Source organism: Nocardioides sp. WJ219 (assembly GCF_058559815.1).
In genome coordinates, this window is sequence record NZ_JBZUJV010000005.1 from 101626 (window position 1) to 122534 (window position 20909).

Sequence of the window (20909 nt, forward strand, 5' to 3'; positions counted from 1 at the left end):
CATTGTCCAGGTCCAGAGGAACTACGACCTCGCGTCGTCCCGCGTCCCGCGCCCTCAGACGAGGGTGTCTACCAGCGCGCGGTAGGCGTCCTCCACCGCGCCCTCGGTGGTCCGGACGACGACGGCGCCCGGTCGCACCTGCAGCAGGCGCTCGAGGTCGGCGTGGTAGCCGGCCACCACCTCGTCGCCGCCCTGCGCCGCCACGATGGCCCGGACCTGGTGGTGCCACGGATCGCCTCCGTCGGACGCACCGCGGCGCGCGAACCGGGCCACCGTGGCGGCGGGCGTGTCCATCAGCACCCGCTCCACGAACGACGCGCCGGCGGCCGTCGCGACCGCCTCGAACCTGGCCACCTCGGTCGGGCGGACCAGCAGCTGCGGCAGGACGACGTCCTTGCCGGTGGCGAGGTAGGCCTCGATCATGGCGAGCGCCGCGGGCCGCACGAGGCCGCCGGCGCCGACGAAGTCACGCTCCCAGCCGCCGACGAGCGTCCTGAGCACGTCGATGTCGCAGTTCAGCACCCCGGGGTGCTCGTCGACGTAGCGCCTCGCCAGGGTCGACTTGCCGATGCCGGGCGGTCCGTTGAGGTGGATGAGCCGAGGCACTCGCAGACCCTAGACGCCGGTCCCCCGACCGACGTCCGACGCGACCGATGAGTTCGACCGACTCCCCCGGTCGGTCACCGCATGAGCCAGCTGCTGAGGGTCCACAACTTCTGCGTGTCCGGCGACGGGTACGGCGCCGGGGACGGCCAGAGCCTCGAGACGCCGTTCGGCCACGCCGATCCCGGCGTGATGATGGCCTGGGCCGGCGCGACCGCCAGCTGGCCCAACCGCACCGACCCCGGCGGCAGCCGCGGCCTCGACGACCACTTCACCCGCGAGTTCCACCGCAACATCGGCGCCGAGATCATGGGCCGCAACAAGTTCGGCCCCCAGCGTGGGCCGTGGACCGACCACGAGTGGCAGGGCTGGTGGGGTGACGAGCCGCCGTTCCACACCCCGGTCTTCGTGATGACCCACCACCTGCGCCCGTCGTTCAGCCTCGGCGAGACCACGTTCCACTTCGTCGACGACGAGCCGGCCGTCGTGCTCGAGCGCGCGTTCGAGGCGGCGCAGGGCCAGGACGTCCGGCTGGGCGGCGGCGCCTCGGTCGTCCGGGCGTTCCTCGACGCCGACCTCGTCGACACCCTGCACGTCGCCGAGTCGCCGGCGTACGAGCTCGGGGCCGGCACCCGGCTGTGGACGTCGCCGGACGAGCTGGCCGACCGCTTCCACCACGAGGTCGTGCCGAGCCCCACCAGCGGCGTCAACCACCACCTGTTCTGGCGCCGCTGACGTCCTGGGGGTGAGCCCGCGCCCGACGCGGGCCGTGAGGGTGGGGCCATGCCCGAGGGCCACACCATCCACCGGCTCGCCGGGCGCCACCGCCGGCTGCTCGTCGGCCGCGAGGTCGCGGCGTCGAGCCCGCAGGGCCGGTTCGCCGACGGCGCCGCGGTGCTCGACGGGCAGGTCGTCCGGGGCGCCGACGCCTGGGGCAAGCACCTGTTCCACCAGTACGACGACGTGTGGCTGCACGTCCACCTCGGCCTCTACGGCCGGTACGCCGACGGCCCGGCGCCGGCGCTGGAGCCCCGCGGGGCGCTGCGGCTGCGGTTGACCACCGACGAGCACTGGGCCGACCTGCGGGGGCCGACGGCGTGCGAGCTGCTCACCGAGCCGGAGCGCGACGCGATCCTCGCGCGGCTGGGCCCCGACCCGCTGCGTCCCGGCGCCGACCCCTCGACCGCCGGACGTCGGATCGGCCGATCCCGGGCGCCGATCGGGACGCTGCTGATGAACCAGGAGGTCGTGGCCGGGATCGGCAACGTCTACCGGGCCGAGGTGCTGTTCCGGCACGGCGTCCACCCGCTGCTGCCCGGCCGCGACCTCGACCCGGCCGCGTGGCCCGCACTCTGGGACGACCTCGCGCGGCTGATGCGCGCCGGCGTCCGCAGCGGGCGGATCGTCACCACCGACCCGGACGACCGGGAGCGACCGAGCGGTCGCGTCCGGCGCGTCGACGCCCACTACGTCTACCGGCGCACCGGTCTCCCCTGTCGCCGCTGCGGCACCGCGGTCGCCCGGGACGAGCTCGCCGCCCGCACCGTCTACTGGTGCCCCGTGTGCCAGCCGTGAGCGGTGCGCTCAGGGGCGCGACTGCGACGTGCAGATGCACGCCTTGTTGCCGTCGGCGTCGGCCAGCACGGTGAACGACGGCGCCTCGCTGTCGTCGACCACGACTCCCCCGGCGGCCACCGCCGCCGCGATCCGCCGGTCGGCCACCTCGGGCGCCACCCACACGTCGAGGTGGAAGCGCTGTCGCGGCGTCTCGTGCTCCTCGGTGCCCTGGAACCAGATGATCGGGGTCTGACCGGACGCGTCCCGGACGTCGTCGCCGATGCCGCCGCGCCCGACGGCGTCGGTGGAGCCGGTGAGCACGGCCGCCCAGAACGGCGCGACCCGCTCCGAGTGCGCCGTGTCGAGCCCCAGCTCGTACGACGTGAGCGTGCCCGGCTCGGCGGCCAGGCCGTGGTCGGCGGCGATCGAGGTGATCCGGTGGGCGAGGTCGACGTCGCGCTGGGTCACCCACGCCACGACGTGCTCGACGCCGTCGTCGTCGCGGTGGACGGCGTCGTCGCTGACCAGCTCGAGGTCGACGTGGGTCTCCCCCACCACCGCCCGCGGGTGGTGCCCCGCCCGGTCGCCGGCCTCGGCGACCGCGGCGACGAACCGCGCGCCCCCGGCGAAGCCGGTCACGGCGTAGCGGGCGTGCAGCCCCTGCCCGAGCCGGCGCCAGTCGGCCAGGCCGGCCCCGCCGATCTGCTCCCCCGTCAGCATCTCCATGGCGCCGACCGTAGGACGGCACGCGGACGTTCGGCGTCCGCTAGGAACGGCCCCGATGCTCCCAGTGCTCCCAGTACTCATGGGCGGCATGCACGGCCGCGGCGAGCACCGCCTTCTCCGACCGGCCGGTGGCGGCCGCGAGCCGCGCCACGTCGTCGTACTCGACGCTGACGTTGACCACCTCGCCGTCGAGCCGGGCGACCTTGACCCCGACCGGCGAGCCGTCGACGTCGACCGTCGCCGTCTCCCGCGGCAGCGGCACCTTGTCGGTCGTACGCCGCCGCAACCCGATCGTGCTCGTGCGGGTGAGCAGCACCCGGCCCAGCACGTCGGCGAGGTCGGGGCGGCACAGCACCGTGACGGCGTGGGCGGGACGCCCCTTCTTCATCACGATCGGCGACAACCAGGCGTCGTCGGCGCCGGCGTCGAGCAGCGCGGTGAGCACCGACGACCAGAGCCGTGGGTCGAGGTCGTCGACGTTGGCCTCCAGCACGCAGGCCGGCTCCACGGGCAACGACGACGCGGTCGGGGCCGCCGACGGGGTGGTGCCGACGAGCAGCCGCAGGAGGTTGGCGTGGCCCTCGGGGTCGCCCGAGCCGGCACCGGACCCGGCCGCCTCGGGCACCATCGCCGGCATCGGCCCGAACGCCTCCGCCAGCACCACCGCGAGCGCGACACCGGTGGGGGTCGCCAGCTCGCGCTCGATCGGGCCGCCGTACGACGGCACGCCGGCCGCGCGCAGCAGCTCGACGACCGCGGGCGCCGGGACCGGGATCGAGCCGTGCGCGGCACGGGTGCGGCCGCCGCCGAGGGCGACCGGGCTGCACACGAGCCGGTCGAGGCCCAGCGACCGCACCGCCGCCACTCCCCCGACGACGTCGGCGATCGCGTCGAGCGCCCCGACCTCGTGGAAGTGCACCTCCTCGGCGGCGACCCGGTGCACCGTGGCCTCGGCCGCGGCGAGCACCCGGAAGACCTCCGCGGCCGTCGCGCCGACGGCGGGGTCGAGCCGCTCCAGCATCGTCAGGATGTCGCCGAGCCGGCGGTGGTGGTGGCTCTCGGGGGCCGCGACGCCGACGAGGGTGCCGCCGATGCCGGACCGGGTGACCGGCTCGGCCGACAGACCGATCCGCTCGGGCAGGCCCAGCGCGTCGACGGCCGCCTGCGGCACGGCGAGCGGCACGCCGGCGTCGACGCACGCGCCGAGCAGCATGTCGCCGCTGATGCCGCTGCTCGCGTCGAGCCATCCGACGCGGGTCACCACGACCTCATGCGCTCTCGTTCATCGACCCCGACCGGAAGCCCTGCGGGTCGACCTCGACGGCGTCGAAGCCCGACACCGCGGCGAGCAGCTCGGGCCGGGCGGAGAGCGCGGTGACGAGGTGGCGGTCGACCTCGACCCGGGCGCGGTCGCCGAGGTCGCGGACCCGCAGGTCGGCGACGGCGAGGCCGGCCTCGGTCATCGCGCGACGCAGGTCGTGCTCGGACCTCTCGACGCGTCCGAGCCGCAGCGGGGTGATCTCGAGGCCGTAGGCGACCCGGCTCGACAGGCACGCCGCCGCCGGCTTGTCGGCCGTCTCCAGTCCCCAGGCGCGGGAGGCGGCGCGCACCTCGGCCTTGGTCATCCCGACGTCGGCCAGCGGCGTGACGGCACCGGCGGCGCTGGCGGCGCGGATGCCGGGCCGGAACCGGTCGACGACGTCGTCGGCGTTGGTGCCGGTCGCGACGGCGGCGACGCCGAGGTCGACGGCGAGGGGCGTCAGCACCGACAGCAGCTCTGACTTGCAGTGGAAGCACCGGTCGCGACCGTTGGCGACGTAGCCCGGTCGCGACAGCTCGTCGGTGCGCGGCGCGTGGTGCGCGACCCCGAGGTCGACGGCGAAGGCCCGGGCGGCCGCGAGCTCGGTGGCCGGCAGCGAGGGGCTCACCGCGGTGGCCGCGACCACGGAGTCGGTGCCGAGCGCCCGGACGGCGGCGGCCAGCACGAACGCCGAGTCGGCCCCGCCCGAGAAGGCGACCAGCACCGACCCCAGCTCGTGCAGCCGCGCCTCGAGCGCGGCGATCTTGTCGAGCGTCACGCGGGCACCCGGCGCGGGTTGAGGAACCGGACGGCGGCGCACCCGGCGCCGAAGCCGTTGTCGATCCCGACGACGGTGATGCCGGGGCTGCACGAGGCGAGCATGGCGAGCAGCGCGGTGATGCCGTCGAGGCCGGCGCCGTAGCCCGTGCTCGTCGGTACGGCGATCACGGGCGCGCGGGTCAGGCCCGCGGCCACGCTCGCCAGCGCCCCCTCCATGCCGGCCACGACCACCACGACGTCGGCCTCGGCCAGGAGGTCCTGCTGCTCCAGCACGCGGTGGAGCCCGGCCACGCCGACGTCGGCGACCAGGGTGGTGGCGACGCCGTAGGCCTCGAGGACGGCGGCCGACTCGCGGGCCACCGGCAGGTCGCCGGTGCCGGCGGTGAGCACCAGCGCCCGGCCCTCGCGCGACGGCTCGGCGCGCCAGACCAGCGTCCGCAGGCCACCGCCCTCCGCCTCGTCGTACGACGCCACGACACCGCCCGGGTTGGCCGCGCCCGCCGCGGCGGCCTGGTCGGGGTCGGCGCGGGTCAGCAGCACCGGCCCCGTCCCGGGGCCGGCGAGCAGCTCGGAGACCGCGTCGGCGCACTGCCGCGGGGACTTGCCGGGACCGTAGACGGCCTCGGCGATGCCGGTGCGGGTCAGCCGGTCGTGGTCGACCCGGAGCTCGGGCAGGGGGTGCACCGATCGATCCTCGCACAGCGTCCCGGGACGGCTGGTGACCCCCGGGCGTCGACTACACCGCCCGCATGTGGAACGGTTCGTCCTCATGAGCGCTGCCCCGGACGCTTCCCACGACCACGGCGGCCGACCCCTCGTCCGGGACGTCCTCGCGGGGCAGCACGTGCTGCTCACCGGCGTCACCGGGTTCGTCGGCGAGGCGCTGCTCCAGCGCCTGCTGGTCGACGTGCCCGACGTGCGGATGAGCGTGCTGGTGCGCCCCCGCGGCTCGACCCCTGGCACCGCCCGGATCTCGACCCTGCTCGCCAAGCCGATCTTCGCCGACGTCGTGGCGGCCGCCGGCGGTGTGGAGGCCGTGATGGCGTCGCGGGTGACCGTCGTCGAGGGCGACCTCACCGACCCGCCGCCCCTGCCCACCGACCTCGACGCCGTCGTCCACTGCGCCGGCGACGTCTCCTTCGACCCGCCCGTCGACGAGGGCTTCCGTGCCAACGTCGTCGGGGTCCGGCAGCTGCTGGAGCGCATCGAGGAGGCCTCGGGCCACGGCGAGCGCGACATCCACTACCTGCACGTCTCCACGGCCTACGTCGCCGGGCGCCGGCGGGGTGCCGTGTTCGAGGAGACGCTCGACCACTCCGTCGACGTCGACGCCGAGCTCGCCTGGGGACTCGGACGGGCGGCCGAGGTCGAGGCGCGGTCGCGCAGCATCGAGGTGCTCTCCGACCTGCGCAAGAAGGCCGAGCGCGAGCACCGCCGTGCCGGGCCGCTCACCTCGGCCCAGGCCGCCGAGGAGGCCCGCCGCACGTGGGTCAAGGACGAGCTGGTCAAGCTCGGCACCGAGCGCGCGCACAGCCTCGGCTGGACCGACGCCTACACCTTCACCAAGGCGTTGGGCGAGCGGGTCGTCGAGGGCCACGCCCGCCGCGGCCGCCGGGTCACCATCTACCGCCCCACGATCATCGAGTCGGCGCTCGAGCGGCCCTACCCGGGCTGGATCGAGGGCTTCAAGATGGCCGAGCCGCTGATCCTGGCCTACGGACGCGGCGAGCTGCCGATGTTCCCCGGCGGCTCCGACACGATCGTCGACGTCGTGCCGGTCGACCACGTGGTGGCCTCGATCGTCGCCTGCCTGGCCCGGCCGCCCGAGCCGGGCGACGCGACGTACCTCCACCTGTCGTCGGGCAGCCGCAACCCGCTCACCTTCGGTGAGGTCTACGACAACGTCCGCGCGTACTTCCAGGAGCACCCGTTCGCCGCCGGCGACCGCGGCCACACGCCGCTCGCGGCGTGGAGCTGGTCGGGCACCGCCGCCGTGCAGCGGGTGATGGGCACCGGCGAGCGCGCCCACCGCGCCGCCGAGCGCCTGATCTCCCTGGCGCCGCGCACCGACCGCACCTTCGACTGGATCAAGCAGCTCGACGTGCAGGGCCGGCGCCTGGCCTTCCTGCGCCGCTACCTCGACGTCTACCAGGAGTACGCCCAGGCCGACCTCCGCTTCGTCGACAGCAACGCCGTCGCCCTCCACGCCGACCTGGCGCCGGAGGACCAGGCGACCTTCGCGTTCGACACCGCGGTCATCGACTGGCGCCACTACCTGCAGGAGGTGCACTGCCCGGCGGTCACCAAGCCGGTGCGCGACCTCGACGAGATGCGGGCGCGCCGCAAGAAGGTCGACCCGGCCGAGCTGCGCACGCTCGCGCCGGCCCCCGCGAGCAACGTCGCCGCGTTCTTCGACATGGACGGCACCCTGCTGTCCTCCAACGTCGTCGAGAGCTTCCTGTGGCTGCGGCTCGCCGACCTCTCCCCCGGCCAGAAGGTGAGCGAGGCCGCCCGGGTGGCGAGCCGGCTGCCGAAGGTCGTGCAGGCCGACCGCCACGACCGCACCGGCATGCTGCGCGCGGTCTACCGCGAGTACGCCGGCGCCCGGCTCGCCGACCTCGAGGCGATCGTCGACGAACAGCTGACCTCGCACGTCCTGGAGCGGCTCGCGCCCGGCGCCGTACGCCGCATCCGCGAGCACCGCGCCGCCGGCCACACCACGGTGCTGGTCACCGGCGCGCTGCGGCCGCTCACCCGGCCGCTGGCGCCGCTGTTCGACCACATCGAGGCCGCCGACCTGGCCGTCGACGACCGCGGGCGGTGCACGGGGCACCTGGCCGACTCCTCGATCGTGGGCGAGTCGCGCGGGGCCTTCGTGCGCGAGTTCGCCCGCCGCCACGACATCGACCTGACCGTCTCCCACGCCTACGCCGACTCCTACTCCGACCTGCCGCTGCTGGAGGCGGTCGGCCGACCGGTCGCCGTGCGGCCCGACGTGGCGCTCTACCGCCACGCCCGCAAGAAGCGCTGGAACATCGTCGACTGGGCCTCCACCGACACCTCCACCCGCAGTCTCGACCCCGCTGGGAAGGTGCGCTGATGCTCGCGCTCGAGATGGTCCGCAGCGTCCCCAAGACACTGCTCAGCAAGGCGGCCGGCGGCCGCGTGCCGGTGCTGCTGAGCGGGGTCGCCGCTCCCCTGCGCCTGGTCACCCTCGACCCGCCGCGCGTCGACCGGCCCGGGTGGGCGCGGCTCAAGGTGCGGCTGTCGGGCATCTGCGGCAGCGACCTCGGCATGCTCTCCGGCACCACGTCGCTCTACTTCAGCGCGCTCGTCTCGCTGCCGTTCGTGCCCGGCCACGAGATCGTGGCCGAGCTGGTCGACGACTGCGACGACCTGCCGGCCGGCACCCGCGTCGTCGTCGACCCGGTCCTGGCGTGCGCCCCCCGCGGCGTCGACCCGTGCCCGGCCTGCGCCGTCGGCGAGACCAACCGCTGCTCGCGCATCACCGTCGGCGACCTCTCCCCCGGCCTGCAGACCGGCTTCTGCCACGACACCGGCGGGGGCTGGGGCGAGCTCCTGGTCGCCCACCGCTCCCAGCTGCACCCGGTGCCCGAGGGGCTCTCCGACGAGCAGGCGCTGCTGGTCGAGCCGCTGGCGTGCGCGGTGCACACCGCGACCCGGGCCGGGGTACGCCCCGGTGACCGGGTGCTGGTCTCCGGCGCCGGTGCCGTGGGCCTGCTCGCCACCCTCGCGCTGCGCGAGCTGACCCCCGCCGGCGAGATCGTCGTGGTCGCCAAGCACGGCCACCAGCGCGAGCTCGCCCACGAGTTCGGCGCGTCCGACGTGGTCGCGCCGTCGGAGGTGCTGCGCCGCGTACGCCGCTCCACCGGCGCGTTCCAGCTCAAGCCCGAGCTGTCCTCGCCCTACCTGCTGGGCGGGGTCGACGTCGCGCTCGACGCCGTCGGCAGCACCACCTCGATCGAGACCTGCCTGCAGGCCACCCGCGCCGGCGGCCGCGTCGTGCTGTCGGGCATGCCGGCCAAGGCCGACCTGTCCGCCGCGTGGTTCCGCGAGCTCGAGCTGGTCGGCACCTACGCCTCGTCCCGCGGTGAGGACGCCTTCCCGCGGGCGATCGGGCTGGTCGCGCACGACGCGGTCGCCCAGATGTCCAAGACCGTCGCGCCCTACCCGCTGCACCGGTGGCGCGAAGCCCTCGACCACGCACACTCGGCGGGCCGCCTCGGCACCGTCAAGGTCGCGTTCGACCCCAGGAGGACCAGTTGACCCGCCCCGGATTCGTGCTCGAGGTCGACGACCGAACGCCGCCCCTGCTGGTGCAGGAGGGCCTCGGCTTCCGGCTCGAGGAGTTCCCGCTCGGCACCCGGGTGATCTACCCGCCGGAGTCGCTGCCGGCCGTGCCCGACGTCGACGAGGCCATCGTCGAGGCGCTGCTCAACCCCGTCGACTCCGAGCCGCTCCCCGAGCTGCTCACGGCCGGGATGCGCCTGACGATCGCGTTCGACGACCTGTCCCTGCCGCTGCCGTCGATGCGCGGACCCGACATCCGCGGCCGGATCATCGAGCACGTCCTCGAGCTCGCGGCCCAGGCCGGCGTCGACGACGTCGAGCTGGTCGCGGCCAACGCGCTGCACCGGCGGATGACGGCGTCCGAGCTGCGCCACATCGTGGGTGAGCGGGTCTTCCGCTCGTTCTACCCCCAGGGCAAGCTCTACAACTTCGACGCCGAGGACCGCGCCAACCTCGCCCACCTCGGTCACACCGAGAAGGGCGAGGACGTCGAGATCAGCAAGCGGGCCGCGGAGTCCGACCTGCTGATCTACGTCAACGTCAACCTGGTCGCCATGGACGGCGGCCACAAGTCGGTCGGCATCGGGCTGGCGTCGTACAAGTCGCTGCGCCACCACCACAACGCCAAGACGATGGTGGCGAGCCGGTCCTTCATGGACCACAAGCACTCCGAGATGCACTCCTCGGCCTGGCGGATCGGGCGGCTCATCAAGGACACCGTGAAGGTGTTCCAGATCGAGACAACGCTCGACAACAACGTCTTCCCGAAGCCGTACGAGTTCATGCAGAAGCGCGAGTGGGAGTGGAACGTCCGCGACCAGGCGACGATGCTCGGGATGCGCCGCGGGCTGGCGCTCGCGCCGCAGAAGCTGCGTCACCGCGCCTTCCACGACCTGCGCTCGGCCTACGGGCTCACCGGGATCAACGCCGGCGAGGTCGAGGGTGTGCACGAGCGCACGCTGAAGAAGGTGCACCAGCAGCAGCGCGTCGAGGTCGACGGCCAGTCCGACATCGCGGTGTTCGGCATCCCGTTCGTCGGGCCGTACAACGTCAACAGCTGGATGAACCCGATCCTGGCCACCTGCGTCGGCCTCGGCTACTTCTTCAACTCCTACCTCGGCAAGCCCGTCGTGCGCCAGGGCGGGGTCGCGATCCTCTACCACCCGCTCGACGAGGGCTTCAGCTCGCTGCACCACCCGTCGTACATCGACTTCTACGAGGAGGTGCTGGCCGAGTCGACCGACCCGGCCGTCATCGGGGAGAAGTTCGAGCAGCAGTTCGCCACCGACCCCTGGTACATCCACCTCTACCGGACCTCGCACGCCTACCACGGCGTCCACCCGTTCTACATGTGGTACTGGGCGGCGCACGCCATGGACCACCTGGGCGACGTGATCTGGGTCGGGGCCGACCGCAAGGCCGCGGCCAAGCTGGGGTTCCGGGCCGCCTCGACGCTGCGTGACGCGCTGGAGATGGCGTCGTCGACGGTCGGGTCGTCGCCGTCGATCACCTACCTTCACAACCCGCCGCACCTGCTCGCGGACGTCCGGTAGGAGCCGGCCGTGGGTTTCGTCAAGGAGACCGTCGACGACGTACGACGGGTGCGCAAGGGGTTCCGCTGGGGACGGCGGGCGCAGGTGCCGCGCTCGGCCGAGCCCTTCGTGCCGGCGCCCTCGCCCAACGTCTACCCCAACGACTGGTCGCGCACGAAGAGCGCCACCGTGGCGCGCGAGGTCGCCCAGAAGGCCGCGCTCGAGCCGCTGTTCCGCTCGGTGGTCCGCACCCGCGTCGAGGGGCTCGACGTCCTCGACCGCATCGACGGCCCGGTCATCTTCGCCGCCAACCACGCCTCCCACCTCGACACCCCGCTCATCCTGCTGTCGCTGCCCGACGCATGGCGGCGTCGTACGGCGGTCGCGGCGGCGGCCGACTACTTCTTCGACACCTGGTGGCGCGCCGTCGGCTCGTCCCTGGCCTTCAACACGATGCCGATCGACCGCCGCGGCGGGTCGATGGCGACCACCCCGCGCGAGGTGCTCGACGACGGCTGGAGCCTGGTGATCTTCCCCGAGGGCACCCGCTCCAAGGACGGCTGGCTCGGCACGTTCCGGATGGGCGCCGCCTACCTCGCCATCGAGCACGGCGTGCCGGTCGTCCCCGTCGCGCACCGCGGCACCTTCGCGGCGATGCCCAAGGGCGCCGCCTGGCCCGCCCGCGGACGCCGCCAGCTCACCGTCCGCTTCGGCGACCCGCTGGCGCCCGCCGAGGGCGAGTCGGTGCGCGAGTTCGCCCCCCGCATCCGCGACGCCATCGCCCGGCTCCTCGACGAGGACGAGACCGACTGGTACTCCGCCATGCGCCGCGCCGCCGACGGCACCACCCCCGACCCCGCCGGCCCCGCCGTCGCCCAGTGGCGCCGCGTCTGGCACACCTCCCGCTCCCCCGAGGTCGCCACCACCCGCGGCCGCGCCTGGCGTCGGAGCCGCTGACCGGCGTCCGGCGGGTGGGGTCGGTCGCCCCGGCGAGATTTCACCGGTTCACCGGCGATCCCTGAACGCCGTCCGCCGCCCCCAGCACTCGGCTACCCCACGACCGTAAACCGATGGCGCCCGCCGCGCGGGTCGGCGATCGTCCGTGTCGTGACCTCGAGCGACTACTGGGATGCCGACGACGCGGCGCGCTACGACGAGTCGTCGGCGTTCATGTCCACCCCCGAGGTCCTCGACCCGGCCGTCGACCTCCTCGCCGAGCTCGCCGGGGACGGCGGCGCCCTCGAGCTGGCCATCGGAACCGGCCGGGTGGCCATCCCGCTCGCCGACCGCGGCGTGCCGGTCACCGGCATCGAGCTCTCCCAACCGATGGCAGACGAGCTGCGCCGCAAGCGTGCCGACCTGCCGGTCGTGGTGGGCGACATGGCGACGACCATCGTCGACGGCCGGTTCTCGCTCGTCTACGTCGTGTGGAACAGCATCGCCAACCTGCGCACCCAGGACGAGCAGGTCGCCTGCTTCGCCAACGCCGCCCGCCACCTCGCGCCGGGTGGGAGGTTCGTCGTCGAGCTGTGGATCCCGGGCCTGCGGCGGATGCCGCCCGGCCAGGAGGCGGTGCCGTTCCACGTCGGTGAGCGGCACGTCGGGTTCGACACCTACGACCTGGTCACCCAGCAGGGCACCTCCCACCACTACACCCGTGAGCCGGACGGGGTGGTGCGCTACGGCGCCAGCAACTTCCGCTACCTGTGGCCCTCCGAGTGCGACCTGATGGCCCGGCTCGCCGGCCTCGAGCTCGAGCACAGGTACGCCGACTGGCGCGGGGCCGAGTTCACCGGCGACAGCGACAACCACGTCTCGGTCTGGCGCGCGCCGGCCTGACGCGAGGACCAGGCCCGCGGCGCCCAGCCACGGCTAGGCCCCGACGTACGCCGCCAGGTGCTCGCCGGTCAGCGTCTTGTCCTTTGCCCCGACCAGCTCGGCCGGCGTGCCCTCGAAGACGACCCGGCCGCCGTCGTGTCCGGCGCCGGGCCCGAGGTCGATGATCCAGTCGGCGTGGGCCATCACGGCCTGGTGGTGCTCGATGACGATGACGGACCGGCCCGCCTCGACCAGGCGGTCGAGCAGCGCGAGCAGGTTGTCGACGTCGGCGAGGTGGAGGCCGGTGGTCGGTTCGTCGAGGACGTAGACGTCGCCCTGCTCGGCCATCTGCACGGCGAGCTTGAGTCGCTGGCGCTCGCCGCCGGACAGGGTCGTCAGCGGCTGGCCGAGGCTGAGGTAGCCGAGGCCGACGTCGTCGAGGCGGGCGAGGACCTTGTGGGCGGCGGGTGTGCGGGCCTCGCCGTCGCCGAAGAACGCCGTCGCCTCGGTGACCGACATGTCGAGCACCTCGGCGATGTCGCGTCCGCCGAGGGTGTGCTCGAGGACCTCGGCCTTGAAGCGGCGGCCGCCGCACTCCTCGCAGGGCGACTCGAAGGTCGCCATCGGCCCGAGCTCGGTGAAGATCACCCCCGCGCCGTTGCACCCCTCGCAGCCGCCCTCGGAGTTGGCGCTGAACAGGGCCGGCTTGACGCCGTTGGCCTTGGCGAACGCCTTGCGGATCGGCTCCAGGAGCCCGCTGTACGTCGCCGGGTTGCTGCGCCGCGACCCCTTGATCGCGCCCTGGTCGACCACGACCACGCCGTCGCGGCCGGCCACCGAGCCGTGGATCAGCGAGCTCTTGCCCGAGCCGGCGACCCCGGTGACGACGCAGAGCACGCCGAGCGGCACGTCGACGTCGACGTCGTCGAGGTTGTGGGTCGAGGCCCCCCGCACCTCGAGCACGCCGGAGCGCTCGCGCACGGAGTCCTTGAGGGTCGCGCGGTGGTCGAGGTGCCGACCGGTGACCGAGTCGCTGGCCCGGAGCCCCTCGACCGTGCCCTCGAAGCAGATGGTGCCGCCGTGCGACCCGGCGCCGGGGCCGAGGTCGACCACGTGGTCGGCGATCGCGATCGTCTCGGGCTTGTGCTCGACGACGAGCACCGTGTTGCCCTTGTCGCGCAGCCGCAGGAGCAGCTGGTTCATCCGCTCGATGTCGTGCGGGTGCAGCCCGATCGTGGGCTCGTCGAAGACGTAGGTGACGTCGGTCAGCGACGAGCCCAGGTGGCGGATCATCTTGGTGCGCTGCGACTCACCGCCGCTGAGCGTCCCGGACGGCCGGTCGAGGGAGAGGTAGCCGAGCCCGATGGCGTCGAAGGAGTCGAGCAGGTGCTGCAGGCCGCCGAGCAGGGGCCCGACCGACGGTTCGTCGAGCTCGCGCACCCAGTCGGCGAGGTCGGTGATCTGCATCGAGCACAGGTCGGCGATGTTCTTCTCGCGGATGCGCGAGCCGAGCGCCTCCCGGGTCAGCCGGGTGCCCTCGCACTCGGGGCAGCGCTGGAAGGTCACCGCCCGCTCGACGAAGCGGCGCACGTGGGGCTGCATCGCCTCGGGGTCCTTGGACAGCATCGACTTCTGGATCTTGGGGATGATCCCCTCGAAGGTGAGGTTGACGCCCTCGACCTTGATCTTGGTCGGCTCGGCGAACAGCATCGTGTCGAGCTGCTTGGCGGTGAACGTCGAGATCGGCTTGTCCATCGGCAGCCCGACGCCCTCGAACAGCCGGCCGTACCAGCCGTCCATCGAGTAACCCGGAACCGTCAGCGCGCCGTCGGCGAGCGACTTGGAGTCGTCGTACAGCGCCGTGCGGTCGATGTCGTTGACGTTGCCCATGCCCTCGCACCGCGGGCACATCCCGCCGAGGTAGACGGCCTGCTTGACGACGTTCTTCTCGACCCGGCCGCCCTTCTCGGTCGACATCACGCCGCTCGCCCGACGCGTCGGCACGTTGAACGAGTACGCCGTGGGCGGGCCGATCTGCGGGTCGCCCAGCCTGCTGAACAGGATGCGCAGCATCGCGTTGGCGTCGGTGACGGTGCCGACCGTCGAGCGTGGGTTGGCACCCATGCGCTCCTGGTCGACGATGATCGCCGTCGTCAGCCCCTCGAGGTAGTCGACCTCGGGACGGGCCAGCGTCGGCATGAAGCCCTGCACGAAGGCGCTGTAGGTCTCGTTGATCATCCGCTGCGACTCCGCGGCGATGGTCGCGAAGACCAGCGAGCTCTTGCCCGACCCGGACACGCCAGTGAACGCCGTCAGCCGCCGCTTCGGCAGCTCGACGCTGACGTCCTTGAGGTTGTTCTCGCGGGCGCCCTGCACCCGGATCAGGTCGTGCGTGTCGGCCGTGTGGGCGGTCTCGGTGGTCGTGTCGGTCATCCTCGTCCTCTGCTCGTGCTGGTGGTCGCTACTACTACCAGGGGTCCGGGACAGCCAGGTGTCGCCGCGGGCTCAGGGCATCTCCTGGATCCGGACCATGTTGCCCGCGGGGTCGCGCACGGCGCAGTCGCGCATCCCCCAGTCCTGCTGCACCGGCTCCTGGACGACCTCGACGCCCCGGCCCTGCAGGTGCTCGAACGTGGCGTCGAGGTCCGTGGTCGCGAGCATGATGCTGGCGTAGGTGCCCTTGGCCATCATCTCGGCGATGGTGCGGCGCTCGTCGTCGGTGATACCCGGGTCGGCGCCCGGCGGGTGCAGCACGACCTGGACGTCGGGCTGCCCGGCGGGCCCGACGGTGAGCCACCGCATGCCCTCGTAGCCGACGTCGTTGCGCAGCTCGAAGCCGAGCGTGTCGCGGTAGAAGCCGAGGGCCGCGTCGGCGTCGTCGTGCGGGAGGAAGGTGGCGTGGATGCTGATGTCGATGGGGGTTGCGTTGGTGGTCATGAGGCTCACGCTAGGACGGGGTCGACCGCCGGCGCTTCTTCGTTCCTGACCGGTTCGGGTGGCCTGCGCACCGGCCGGGTGACCTTCCGGGCCTCGCACGGCGGCATCCCCGCCGTGGCGCCCGCCGCCTGGTCCCGGTAGACGCTCGGCGGGACCCCGACGAGCTGGGTGAAGCGGGTGCTGAAGCTGCCCAGGGACGAGCAGCCGACGGCGACGCAGACGTCGGTGACGCTCAGGTCGCCGCGTCGCAGCAGCGTCATCGCCCGCTCGATGCGCCGCGTCATCAGGTAGGAGTACGGCGGCTCGCCGTAGGCCCGCTTGAACTCGCGGCTCAGGTGACCGGCCGAGAGGTGCACGTCGCGCGCGAGCGCCTCGACGTCGAGCGGCTCGGCGTACTCGCGGTCGATCCGGTCGCGGACCCGCCGCAGCAGCGCCAGGTCGCGCAGCCGTTGAGCGTCGGCCGGACTGGTCGTCACGCGCTGATCGTGCCACGACTCACGCCCTCGCGACGCTCAGCTCGTAGGTGATCCCGCCATCGGTGGTGGGGGTGGCGAACGAGGCGCCCTCGCCCGTCACGGTGAAGGTGTCCTCGAGGTCGGTCAGGGCGAGACCGCCGTCGGCGGAGGCCGGCGCCATGTCCTGGCTGGTCTCGACCACGACGGCGCCGTCGTCGGTGTCGGTGATCTCGATGCGGACCTCCTCGCTCAGCCCCTCGACCCACACCTCGTTGCCCTCGGCCACGATCACCGTGGCCGTCTCGGGCGACGACACGTGGTCGGGGTCCCAGCCGTTCCAGTCGGTGGAGACGATGGTCAGCTCGCGCTCCGGCACGTTGCCGCCGGTCTGGTCCCCGTCGCCGCACCCGGACAGCGCGAGGACGGCGGCGGCCGCGAGGACCAGCGCGACGGGACGACGACGGACGGTCGATGAGGTGAGGGGCATGGCGGTGGGACGTCAGCCGGCGTCGGAGGGTTCCGGGGACACCGCGGCGCCGCCGACGCCGACCTCGTTGCCCCCGGGGCTCGGTGTCGTGGGTGCGAACGTCACGGCGTTGCCGGCGAACAGGTCGTCCATGTCAGCACCGACCAGGCTCGACGCGCCGACTCATCGGAGCCGGTCGACCGGATCCCCGTCCCCGGCCGCGAGCAGCAGCCGGCCGAGCCGCACGCACGCGTGGCGCAGCTCGGCGGGCTCCTCGACGCGGAACGGCGCCTCGACCCGCAGCAGCTGCCAGGCGTACCACCCGGTGTCGTCGGTGCTCCCGACCACGCGGGTGCGGTCGCCGTCGAGGGCCTCGAGCCGGCCCAGGGTCCGCGGCAGGCAGGCGGCCACGACGTCGACGGGAGCGTCGACCACGACCGCCACCGCCCGGCCCCAGCCCTCGGACATGTGGTCGTCGACCGTCGCGACGACGTCGAGGTCAGCCGGTGGGTCGAAGCGCTCGGCCAGCGCCTCGTGCGACTCCACGCGGTCGAGGCGCAGCACCCGCTTGGCGTCGGCCGCGTGCGACCAGCACAGGAGGTACCAGCGGTCGTGGCGCAGGTGGACGCCCCACGGGTCGACCACCATCTCGCGCGGCTCGGTGCCCCCGCGGGTCCGGTAGCGCAACCGGACCCGGGCGCCGTCCTGGGCGGCGCGTGCCAGGTCGCTGGCCAGGCGGGGGTCGGGGCCCTCGGGCGTGCGCTGGGCGGCGGCGATGCTGCGCAGGGCGGCCGCCGGACCGGCCAGGGGCTCGGGCAGCACCCGCACGATCTTGTCGAGGGCGGCGTCGACGGCGCCGTCGCCGCCGACCGCGCCCCGGCCGCGCACCGCCGCCATCACCAGCGCGAGGGCCTCGTCGGCGGAGAACATCAGCGGCGGCACCCGGAAGCCACGGCCGACGCGGTAGCCCCCGTGGCGACCCGGCGTGGACTCGACCGGGATCCCGGCCTGGCGCAGGATGCCGACGTAGCGCCGCGCGGCGCGCGAGGTGACCCCCAGCCGCTCCCCCAGCCGCTCGCCGGTGACGCCCGGCCGGTCGTGGATCATCTCGAGCGCCGCCAGCGCCCGGGCGGTCGGCGTCGCGTCGTCGGCGCGGAACTCGGTCACCGACCGCACGCTAGTACGAGGGTGACCCCGGCGGCGGCCGTCAGTCGCCGCGGCCGGTGGAGTCCTGGAGCCGCTCGATCTGCTCGGAGGCCTCGGCCTTGGTCAGGTCGGCCGACAGCGTCTCGCCGGCCTCGCGGGCCAGGGTGTCGAGGTAGCTGCGCTGCGCCCCGGTCATCGGCTCGTCGCCGGTGACCCAGTCGCTGGGGTCCTTCTCGGTCGTGGTGGGCGCCTCCGCGCCGAGGACGTCGCCGGTCGGCTCGGTGGGTTCGGAGGACTCGGTCGAATGGGTGTTCGATTCGCTCATGCTCCGACCGTACGACGTCGCGCCGACGGTGCAGGTCACCCGCAGGGACGATCCGGCGATCGGCCAGACCTCCTGGTCACTCGTGACCAGATCGGCGCGGGCGGCCACGACGGCGTGCCGGGCGTCCTACCGTCGAGGTGAGAGGAAGGACGGTGGACCCGATGTGGGACTCGATGGACGACCAGGTGCACAGCCACCTGACGCACGACCTGCCGTGCGGCCGTTGCGGGCACGCCGTGCACACCTACCTCGCCTGCAGCGACACCTGCACGTGCGCGCCGTGCGTGCCGCCGGGCGTGCCGGCCCGCGTGCTGACGCACGTCTGAGCCCCGGTCAGGGCTGCAGCAGCACCTTGATCGCGGTCCGCTCGTCCATCGCCCGGTAGCCGTCGGCCACCTGGTCCAGCGGCAGCGTGAGGTCGAAGACCCGGCCGGGGTCGATGGTGCGCGCGAGGACGAGGTCGAGCAGCTCGGGCAGGTAGCGCCGGACCGGCGCCATGCCTCCGGCGAGCCCGATGTTCTTGCTGAACATCACCCGCAGCGGGGCCTCGATCCCGTGCGGTACGCCGACGAACCCGACGGTCGCGCCCGGTCGCGCGACCCGGAAGGCCTGGTCGAACGCCGGTCCGTTGCCCACGCACTCGAGCACCGCGTCGCCGCCGACCCCGCCGAGGATGTCCTTGACCGCGGCCACGCCCTCCTTGCCGCGCTCGGCCACCACGTGGGTGGCCCCGAACGCGCACGCCAGCTCCTGGCGCGGCTCGTGCCGCGACATCGCGATCACGGTCTCGGCCCCCATCTGCGCCGCGGCCAGCACGCCGCAGAGCCCGACGGCACCGTCGCCGACGACGACCACCGACCCGCCCCGTCGTACGCCGGCCGACACCGCGGCGTGCCAGCCGGTGGCCATCACGTCCGACAGTGCGAGCAGCGAGGGCCACAGGTCCTGGTCGGGGACGCCGTCGGTCTTGACCAGCGAGCCGTCGGCCTGGGTGACGCGGGCGTACTCGGCCTGGCCGCTCCTGGTCATGCCGACGTTGTCGCACGCCGAGTGGGCCCCGTTGCGGCACGCCGCGCAGGTGTTGTCGCAGTGGTCGAAGGGCACCACGACGAAGTCACCGGCCCGGAAGTCGCGCACCTCGGAGCCGACCTCCTCGACCACCCCGAGGCACTCGTGGCCGATGGTGTGCGGCTCGGTGGTCTCGTCGTCGCCGCGGTAGGGCCACAGGTCGGAGCCGCAGATGCACGACGCCGCGACCTTGACGATCGCGTCGGTCGGCGCCTCCAGCGTGGGGTCCGCGACCTCCTCGAAGCGGATGTCGCGCGGTCCGTGGATCACAGTCGCCCTCATGTGTCGATGAAACCAGACGCCACGCCGAGGGCCGAGTTGGGCCGTTATCTCACATGTGAGTTACCGTGGATCTCATGGTCACCGACTACAAGGGCCGCATCGGCAACCTCATCCGCGACGCCCGCAAGCACCGAGGTCTCACCCAGACCCAGCTCGCCGATCTGCTGAGCACCAGCCAGAGCGCGATCAACCGCATCGAGAAGGGCCACCAGAACCTCTCCCTGGAGATGCTGGCGCGCATCGGCGAGGCCCTCGACTCCGAGATCGTCGCGCTCGGCGCCGGCCCCACCCACCTGCGGGTGCAGGGACCCACGACGCTGTCGGGCGCCATCGACGTCAAGACCTCCAAGAACGCCGGGGTCGCGCTGCTGTGCGCCTCGCTGCTCAACCGCGGCCGCACCACGCTGCGCAAGGTGGCCCGCATCGAGGAGGTCAACCGGCTGCTCGAGGTGCTCAACAGCCTCGGCGTGCAGACCCGGTGGATCGGCGACGACGGCGACCTCGAGATCGTCCCGCCCAAGGTCCTCGACCTGTCCCAGATCAACGAGATCGCCGCCCGGCGCACCCGCTCGGTGATCATGTTCCTCGGTCCGCTGCTGCACCGGGCGGAGACCTTCGAGCTGCCCTACGCCGGCGGCTGCAACCTCGGCACCCGCACCGTCGAGCCCCACATGACCGCGCTGCGGCCGTTCGGCCTGGAGGTCAAGGCGACCGACGGGATGTACCACGCGCAGGTCAACCAGGCCGTCGAGCCGCGGCGGCCGATCGTGCTCACCGAGCGCGGCGACACCGTCACCGAGAACGCCCTGATGGCCGCGGCGCTGCACCCCGGCGAGACCGTCATCCGCAACGCCTCGTCCAACTACATGGTCCAGGACCTGTGCTTCTACCTGCAGAAGCTCGGCGTCCGCATCGACGGCGTCGGCACCACCACCCTGCGCATCACCGGCCTGGAGACCATCGACGTCGACGTCGACTACGCGCCGTCGGAGGACCCGATCGAGGCCATGTCGCTGCTCGCCGCGGCGATCGTGACCCAGTCGTCGATCACCATCCAGCGCGTCCCGATCGAGTTCCTCGAGATCGAGCTGGCGGTGCTGGAGGAGATGGGCTTCCAGTACGACCGCACCGAGGAGTACGTCGCCCGCAACGGCCACACCCGCCTCGTCGACCTCCACACCAAGCCCTCGACGCTGCACGCCCCCCTCGACAAGATCCACCCGATGCCGTTCCCGGGGCTGAACATCGACAACCTGCCGTTCTTCGCGGTCATCGCCGCGGTCGCCGAGGGACAGACGTTCCTGCACGACTGGGTCTACGAGAACCGCGCGATCTACCTCACCGAGCTCACCAAGCTCGGCGGGCACGTCAAGCTCCTCGACCCCCACCGCGTGATGATCGAGGGCCCCACGTCGTTCTCCGGCGCCGAGCTCGTCTGCCCCCCGGCCCTGCGCCCGGCCGTGGTGATCCTGCTGGCGATGCTGGCCTCCAAGGGCACCTCGGTGCTCCGCTCGACCTACGTCATCCACCGCGGCTACGAGGACCTCGCCGAGCGCCTCAGCGCCCTCGGTGCCAACATCGAGACCTTCCGCGACATCTGACG

21 protein-coding genes are annotated in these 20909 nt (G+C 73.3%); 9 read left to right on the forward strand and 12 right to left on the reverse strand.

Translation table 11 applies throughout. The annotated features are described in order from the left end of the window. Positions 1-54: 54 nt before the first annotated feature. Positions 55-606, reverse strand: coding sequence for an AAA family ATPase (locus tag AC4MBH_RS13445; RefSeq protein WP_491795396.1), 552 nt, complete (start codon positions 604-606; stop codon positions 55-57). A gap of 81 nt (positions 607-687) precedes the next feature. Here AC4MBH_RS13445 and AC4MBH_RS13450 point away from each other — a divergent pair, with 81 nt between their 5' ends. Beyond that, positions 688-1338 (forward strand): dihydrofolate reductase family protein, encoded by a 651-nt coding sequence (locus tag AC4MBH_RS13450; protein ID WP_491795397.1) that lies wholly within the window; start codon positions 688-690, stop codon positions 1336-1338. A 48-nt stretch (positions 1339-1386) separates the two neighbouring features. Continuing rightward, positions 1387-2178: an Fpg/Nei family DNA glycosylase gene (locus tag AC4MBH_RS13455; RefSeq protein ID WP_491795398.1), complete on the forward strand. Its 792-nt coding sequence runs from the start codon at positions 1387-1389 to the stop codon at positions 2176-2178. A gap of 9 nt (positions 2179-2187) precedes the next feature. On the opposite strand, the gene AC4MBH_RS13460 is transcribed toward AC4MBH_RS13455, so the two are convergent. The 4 genes from AC4MBH_RS13460 to larB are packed head-to-tail and all read right to left on the reverse strand — an operon-like array spanning position 2188 to position 5650. Beyond that, positions 2188-2886, reverse strand: a complete 699-nt coding sequence (locus tag AC4MBH_RS13460) for a 4a-hydroxytetrahydrobiopterin dehydratase (protein ID WP_491795399.1) — start codon at positions 2884-2886, stop codon at positions 2188-2190. 40 nt (positions 2887-2926) lie between these two features. Continuing rightward, positions 2927-4147 (reverse strand): nickel pincer cofactor biosynthesis protein LarC, encoded by a 1221-nt coding sequence (gene larC / locus AC4MBH_RS13465; RefSeq protein WP_491795400.1) that lies wholly within the window; start codon positions 4145-4147, stop codon positions 2927-2929. A 7-nt stretch (positions 4148-4154) separates the two neighbouring features. After that, complete coding sequence (gene larE / locus AC4MBH_RS13470; RefSeq protein ID WP_491795401.1) at positions 4155-4964, reverse strand: ATP-dependent sacrificial sulfur transferase LarE; 810 nt, start codon at positions 4962-4964, stop codon at positions 4155-4157. Further along, a complete protein-coding gene (gene larB, locus AC4MBH_RS13475; RefSeq protein ID WP_491795402.1) occupies positions 4961-5650 on the reverse strand; it encodes a nickel pincer cofactor biosynthesis protein LarB in 690 nt (229 codons plus the stop codon). Before larB ends, larE begins: the two co-directional genes overlap by 4 nt. Before the next feature lie 85 nt (positions 5651-5735). On the opposite strand from larB, the gene AC4MBH_RS13480 reads away from it, so the two are divergent. From AC4MBH_RS13480 to AC4MBH_RS13500, 5 genes are all read left to right on the forward strand, one after another. Next, complete coding sequence (locus tag AC4MBH_RS13480; protein ID WP_491795403.1) at positions 5736-8066, forward strand: HAD-IB family hydrolase; 2331 nt, start codon at positions 5736-5738, stop codon at positions 8064-8066. After that, positions 8066-9253, forward strand: coding sequence for a zinc-dependent alcohol dehydrogenase (locus AC4MBH_RS13485; RefSeq protein ID WP_491795404.1), 1188 nt, complete (start codon positions 8066-8068; stop codon positions 9251-9253). The genes AC4MBH_RS13480 and AC4MBH_RS13485 overlap by 1 nt, the downstream gene beginning before the upstream one ends. Continuing rightward, the gene (larAH, locus tag AC4MBH_RS13490) at positions 9250-10830 is read left to right on the forward strand and encodes an NPN-dependent hydroxyacid isomerase, LarAH14/15/16 family (protein WP_491795405.1); all 1581 of its coding nucleotides are present in this window, start codon (positions 9250-9252) and stop codon (positions 10828-10830) included. Before AC4MBH_RS13485 ends, larAH begins: the two co-directional genes overlap by 4 nt. 9 nt (positions 10831-10839) lie before the next feature. Further along, complete coding sequence (locus AC4MBH_RS13495) at positions 10840-11766, forward strand: lysophospholipid acyltransferase family protein (RefSeq protein WP_491795406.1); 927 nt, start codon at positions 10840-10842, stop codon at positions 11764-11766. 150 nt (positions 11767-11916) lie between these two features. Beyond that, entirely contained in the window at positions 11917-12648 is a 732-nt protein-coding gene (locus tag AC4MBH_RS13500; protein ID WP_491795407.1) for a class I SAM-dependent DNA methyltransferase, read from the forward strand. Between the two features lie 33 nt (positions 12649-12681). Here AC4MBH_RS13500 and AC4MBH_RS13505 read toward each other — a convergent pair whose 3' ends face one another. The 6 genes from AC4MBH_RS13505 to AC4MBH_RS13530 all read right to left on the reverse strand — a co-directional run bounded on the left by AC4MBH_RS13505 (position 12682) and on the right by AC4MBH_RS13530 (position 17956). After that, positions 12682-15060, reverse strand: coding sequence for an ATP-binding cassette domain-containing protein (locus AC4MBH_RS13505; protein ID WP_491795408.1), 2379 nt, complete (start codon positions 15058-15060; stop codon positions 12682-12684). A 72-nt stretch (positions 15061-15132) separates the two neighbouring features. Continuing rightward, positions 15133-15564 (reverse strand): VOC family protein, encoded by a 432-nt coding sequence (locus AC4MBH_RS13510; RefSeq protein ID WP_491795409.1) that lies wholly within the window; start codon positions 15562-15564, stop codon positions 15133-15135. A 5-nt stretch (positions 15565-15569) separates the two neighbouring features. After that, the gene (locus tag AC4MBH_RS13515; protein ID WP_491795410.1) at positions 15570-16040 is read right to left on the reverse strand and encodes a helix-turn-helix transcriptional regulator; all 471 of its coding nucleotides are present in this window, start codon (positions 16038-16040) and stop codon (positions 15570-15572) included. Positions 16041-16059: 19 nt separating this feature from the next. After that, on the reverse strand, positions 16060-16506 hold the full coding sequence (locus AC4MBH_RS13520) for a hypothetical protein (protein WP_491795411.1): 447 nt from the start codon (positions 16504-16506) through the stop codon (positions 16060-16062). A gap of 162 nt (positions 16507-16668) precedes the next feature. Further along, the gene (locus AC4MBH_RS13525; RefSeq protein ID WP_491795412.1) at positions 16669-17652 is read right to left on the reverse strand and encodes a helix-turn-helix transcriptional regulator; all 984 of its coding nucleotides are present in this window, start codon (positions 17650-17652) and stop codon (positions 16669-16671) included. Between the two features lie 40 nt (positions 17653-17692). Next, a complete protein-coding gene (locus tag AC4MBH_RS13530) occupies positions 17693-17956 on the reverse strand; it encodes a DUF3072 domain-containing protein (protein ID WP_491795413.1) in 264 nt (87 codons plus the stop codon). Positions 17957-18117: 161 nt separating this feature from the next. Between AC4MBH_RS13530 and AC4MBH_RS13535 the strand changes: the two genes are divergently transcribed. Beyond that, positions 18118-18282 (forward strand): hypothetical protein, encoded by a 165-nt coding sequence (locus AC4MBH_RS13535; protein WP_491795414.1) that lies wholly within the window; start codon positions 18118-18120, stop codon positions 18280-18282. A 7-nt stretch (positions 18283-18289) separates the two neighbouring features. On the opposite strand, the gene AC4MBH_RS13540 is transcribed toward AC4MBH_RS13535, so the two are convergent. Next, positions 18290-19306 carry a zinc-dependent alcohol dehydrogenase family protein gene (locus AC4MBH_RS13540; RefSeq protein WP_491795415.1) on the reverse strand — a complete coding sequence of 339 codons (1017 nt, stop codon included), beginning with the start codon at positions 19304-19306 and terminating at the stop codon, positions 18290-18292. 74 nt (positions 19307-19380) lie between these two features. Here AC4MBH_RS13540 and AC4MBH_RS13545 point away from each other — a divergent pair, with 74 nt between their 5' ends. Further along, complete coding sequence (locus AC4MBH_RS13545; RefSeq protein WP_491795416.1) at positions 19381-20907, forward strand: helix-turn-helix domain-containing protein; 1527 nt, start codon at positions 19381-19383, stop codon at positions 20905-20907. Positions 20908-20909: the final 2 nt, after the last annotated feature.

Coding starts and splice junctions, on each gene's coding strand:
- AC4MBH_RS13535 (WP_491795414.1), top strand. CDS start 18,118: ATGTGGGACTCGATGGACGACCAGGTGCACAGCCACCTGACGCACGAC.
- AC4MBH_RS13455 (WP_491795398.1), top strand. CDS start 1,387: ATGCCCGAGGGCCACACCATCCACCGGCTCGCCGGGCGCCACCGCCGG.
- AC4MBH_RS13480 (WP_491795403.1), top strand. CDS start 5,736: ATGAGCGCTGCCCCGGACGCTTCCCACGACCACGGCGGCCGACCCCTC.
- AC4MBH_RS13510 (WP_491795409.1), bottom strand. CDS start 15,564: ATGACCACCAACGCAACCCCCATCGACATCAGCATCCACGCCACCTTC.
- AC4MBH_RS13450 (WP_491795397.1), top strand. CDS start 688: ATGAGCCAGCTGCTGAGGGTCCACAACTTCTGCGTGTCCGGCGACGGG.
- AC4MBH_RS13540 (WP_491795415.1), bottom strand. CDS start 19,306: ATGAGGGCGACTGTGATCCACGGACCGCGCGACATCCGCTTCGAGGAG.
- AC4MBH_RS13505 (WP_491795408.1), bottom strand. CDS start 15,060: ATGACCGACACGACCACCGAGACCGCCCACACGGCCGACACGCACGAC.
- AC4MBH_RS13485 (WP_491795404.1), top strand. CDS start 8,066: ATGCTCGCGCTCGAGATGGTCCGCAGCGTCCCCAAGACACTGCTCAGC.
- AC4MBH_RS13530 (WP_491795413.1), bottom strand. CDS start 17,956: ATGAGCGAATCGAACACCCATTCGACCGAGTCCTCCGAACCCACCGAG.
- AC4MBH_RS13545 (WP_491795416.1), top strand. CDS start 19,381: ATGGTCACCGACTACAAGGGCCGCATCGGCAACCTCATCCGCGACGCC.
- AC4MBH_RS13460 (WP_491795399.1), bottom strand. CDS start 2,886: ATGGAGATGCTGACGGGGGAGCAGATCGGCGGGGCCGGCCTGGCCGAC.
- AC4MBH_RS13520 (WP_491795411.1), bottom strand. CDS start 16,506: ATGCCCCTCACCTCATCGACCGTCCGTCGTCGTCCCGTCGCGCTGGTC.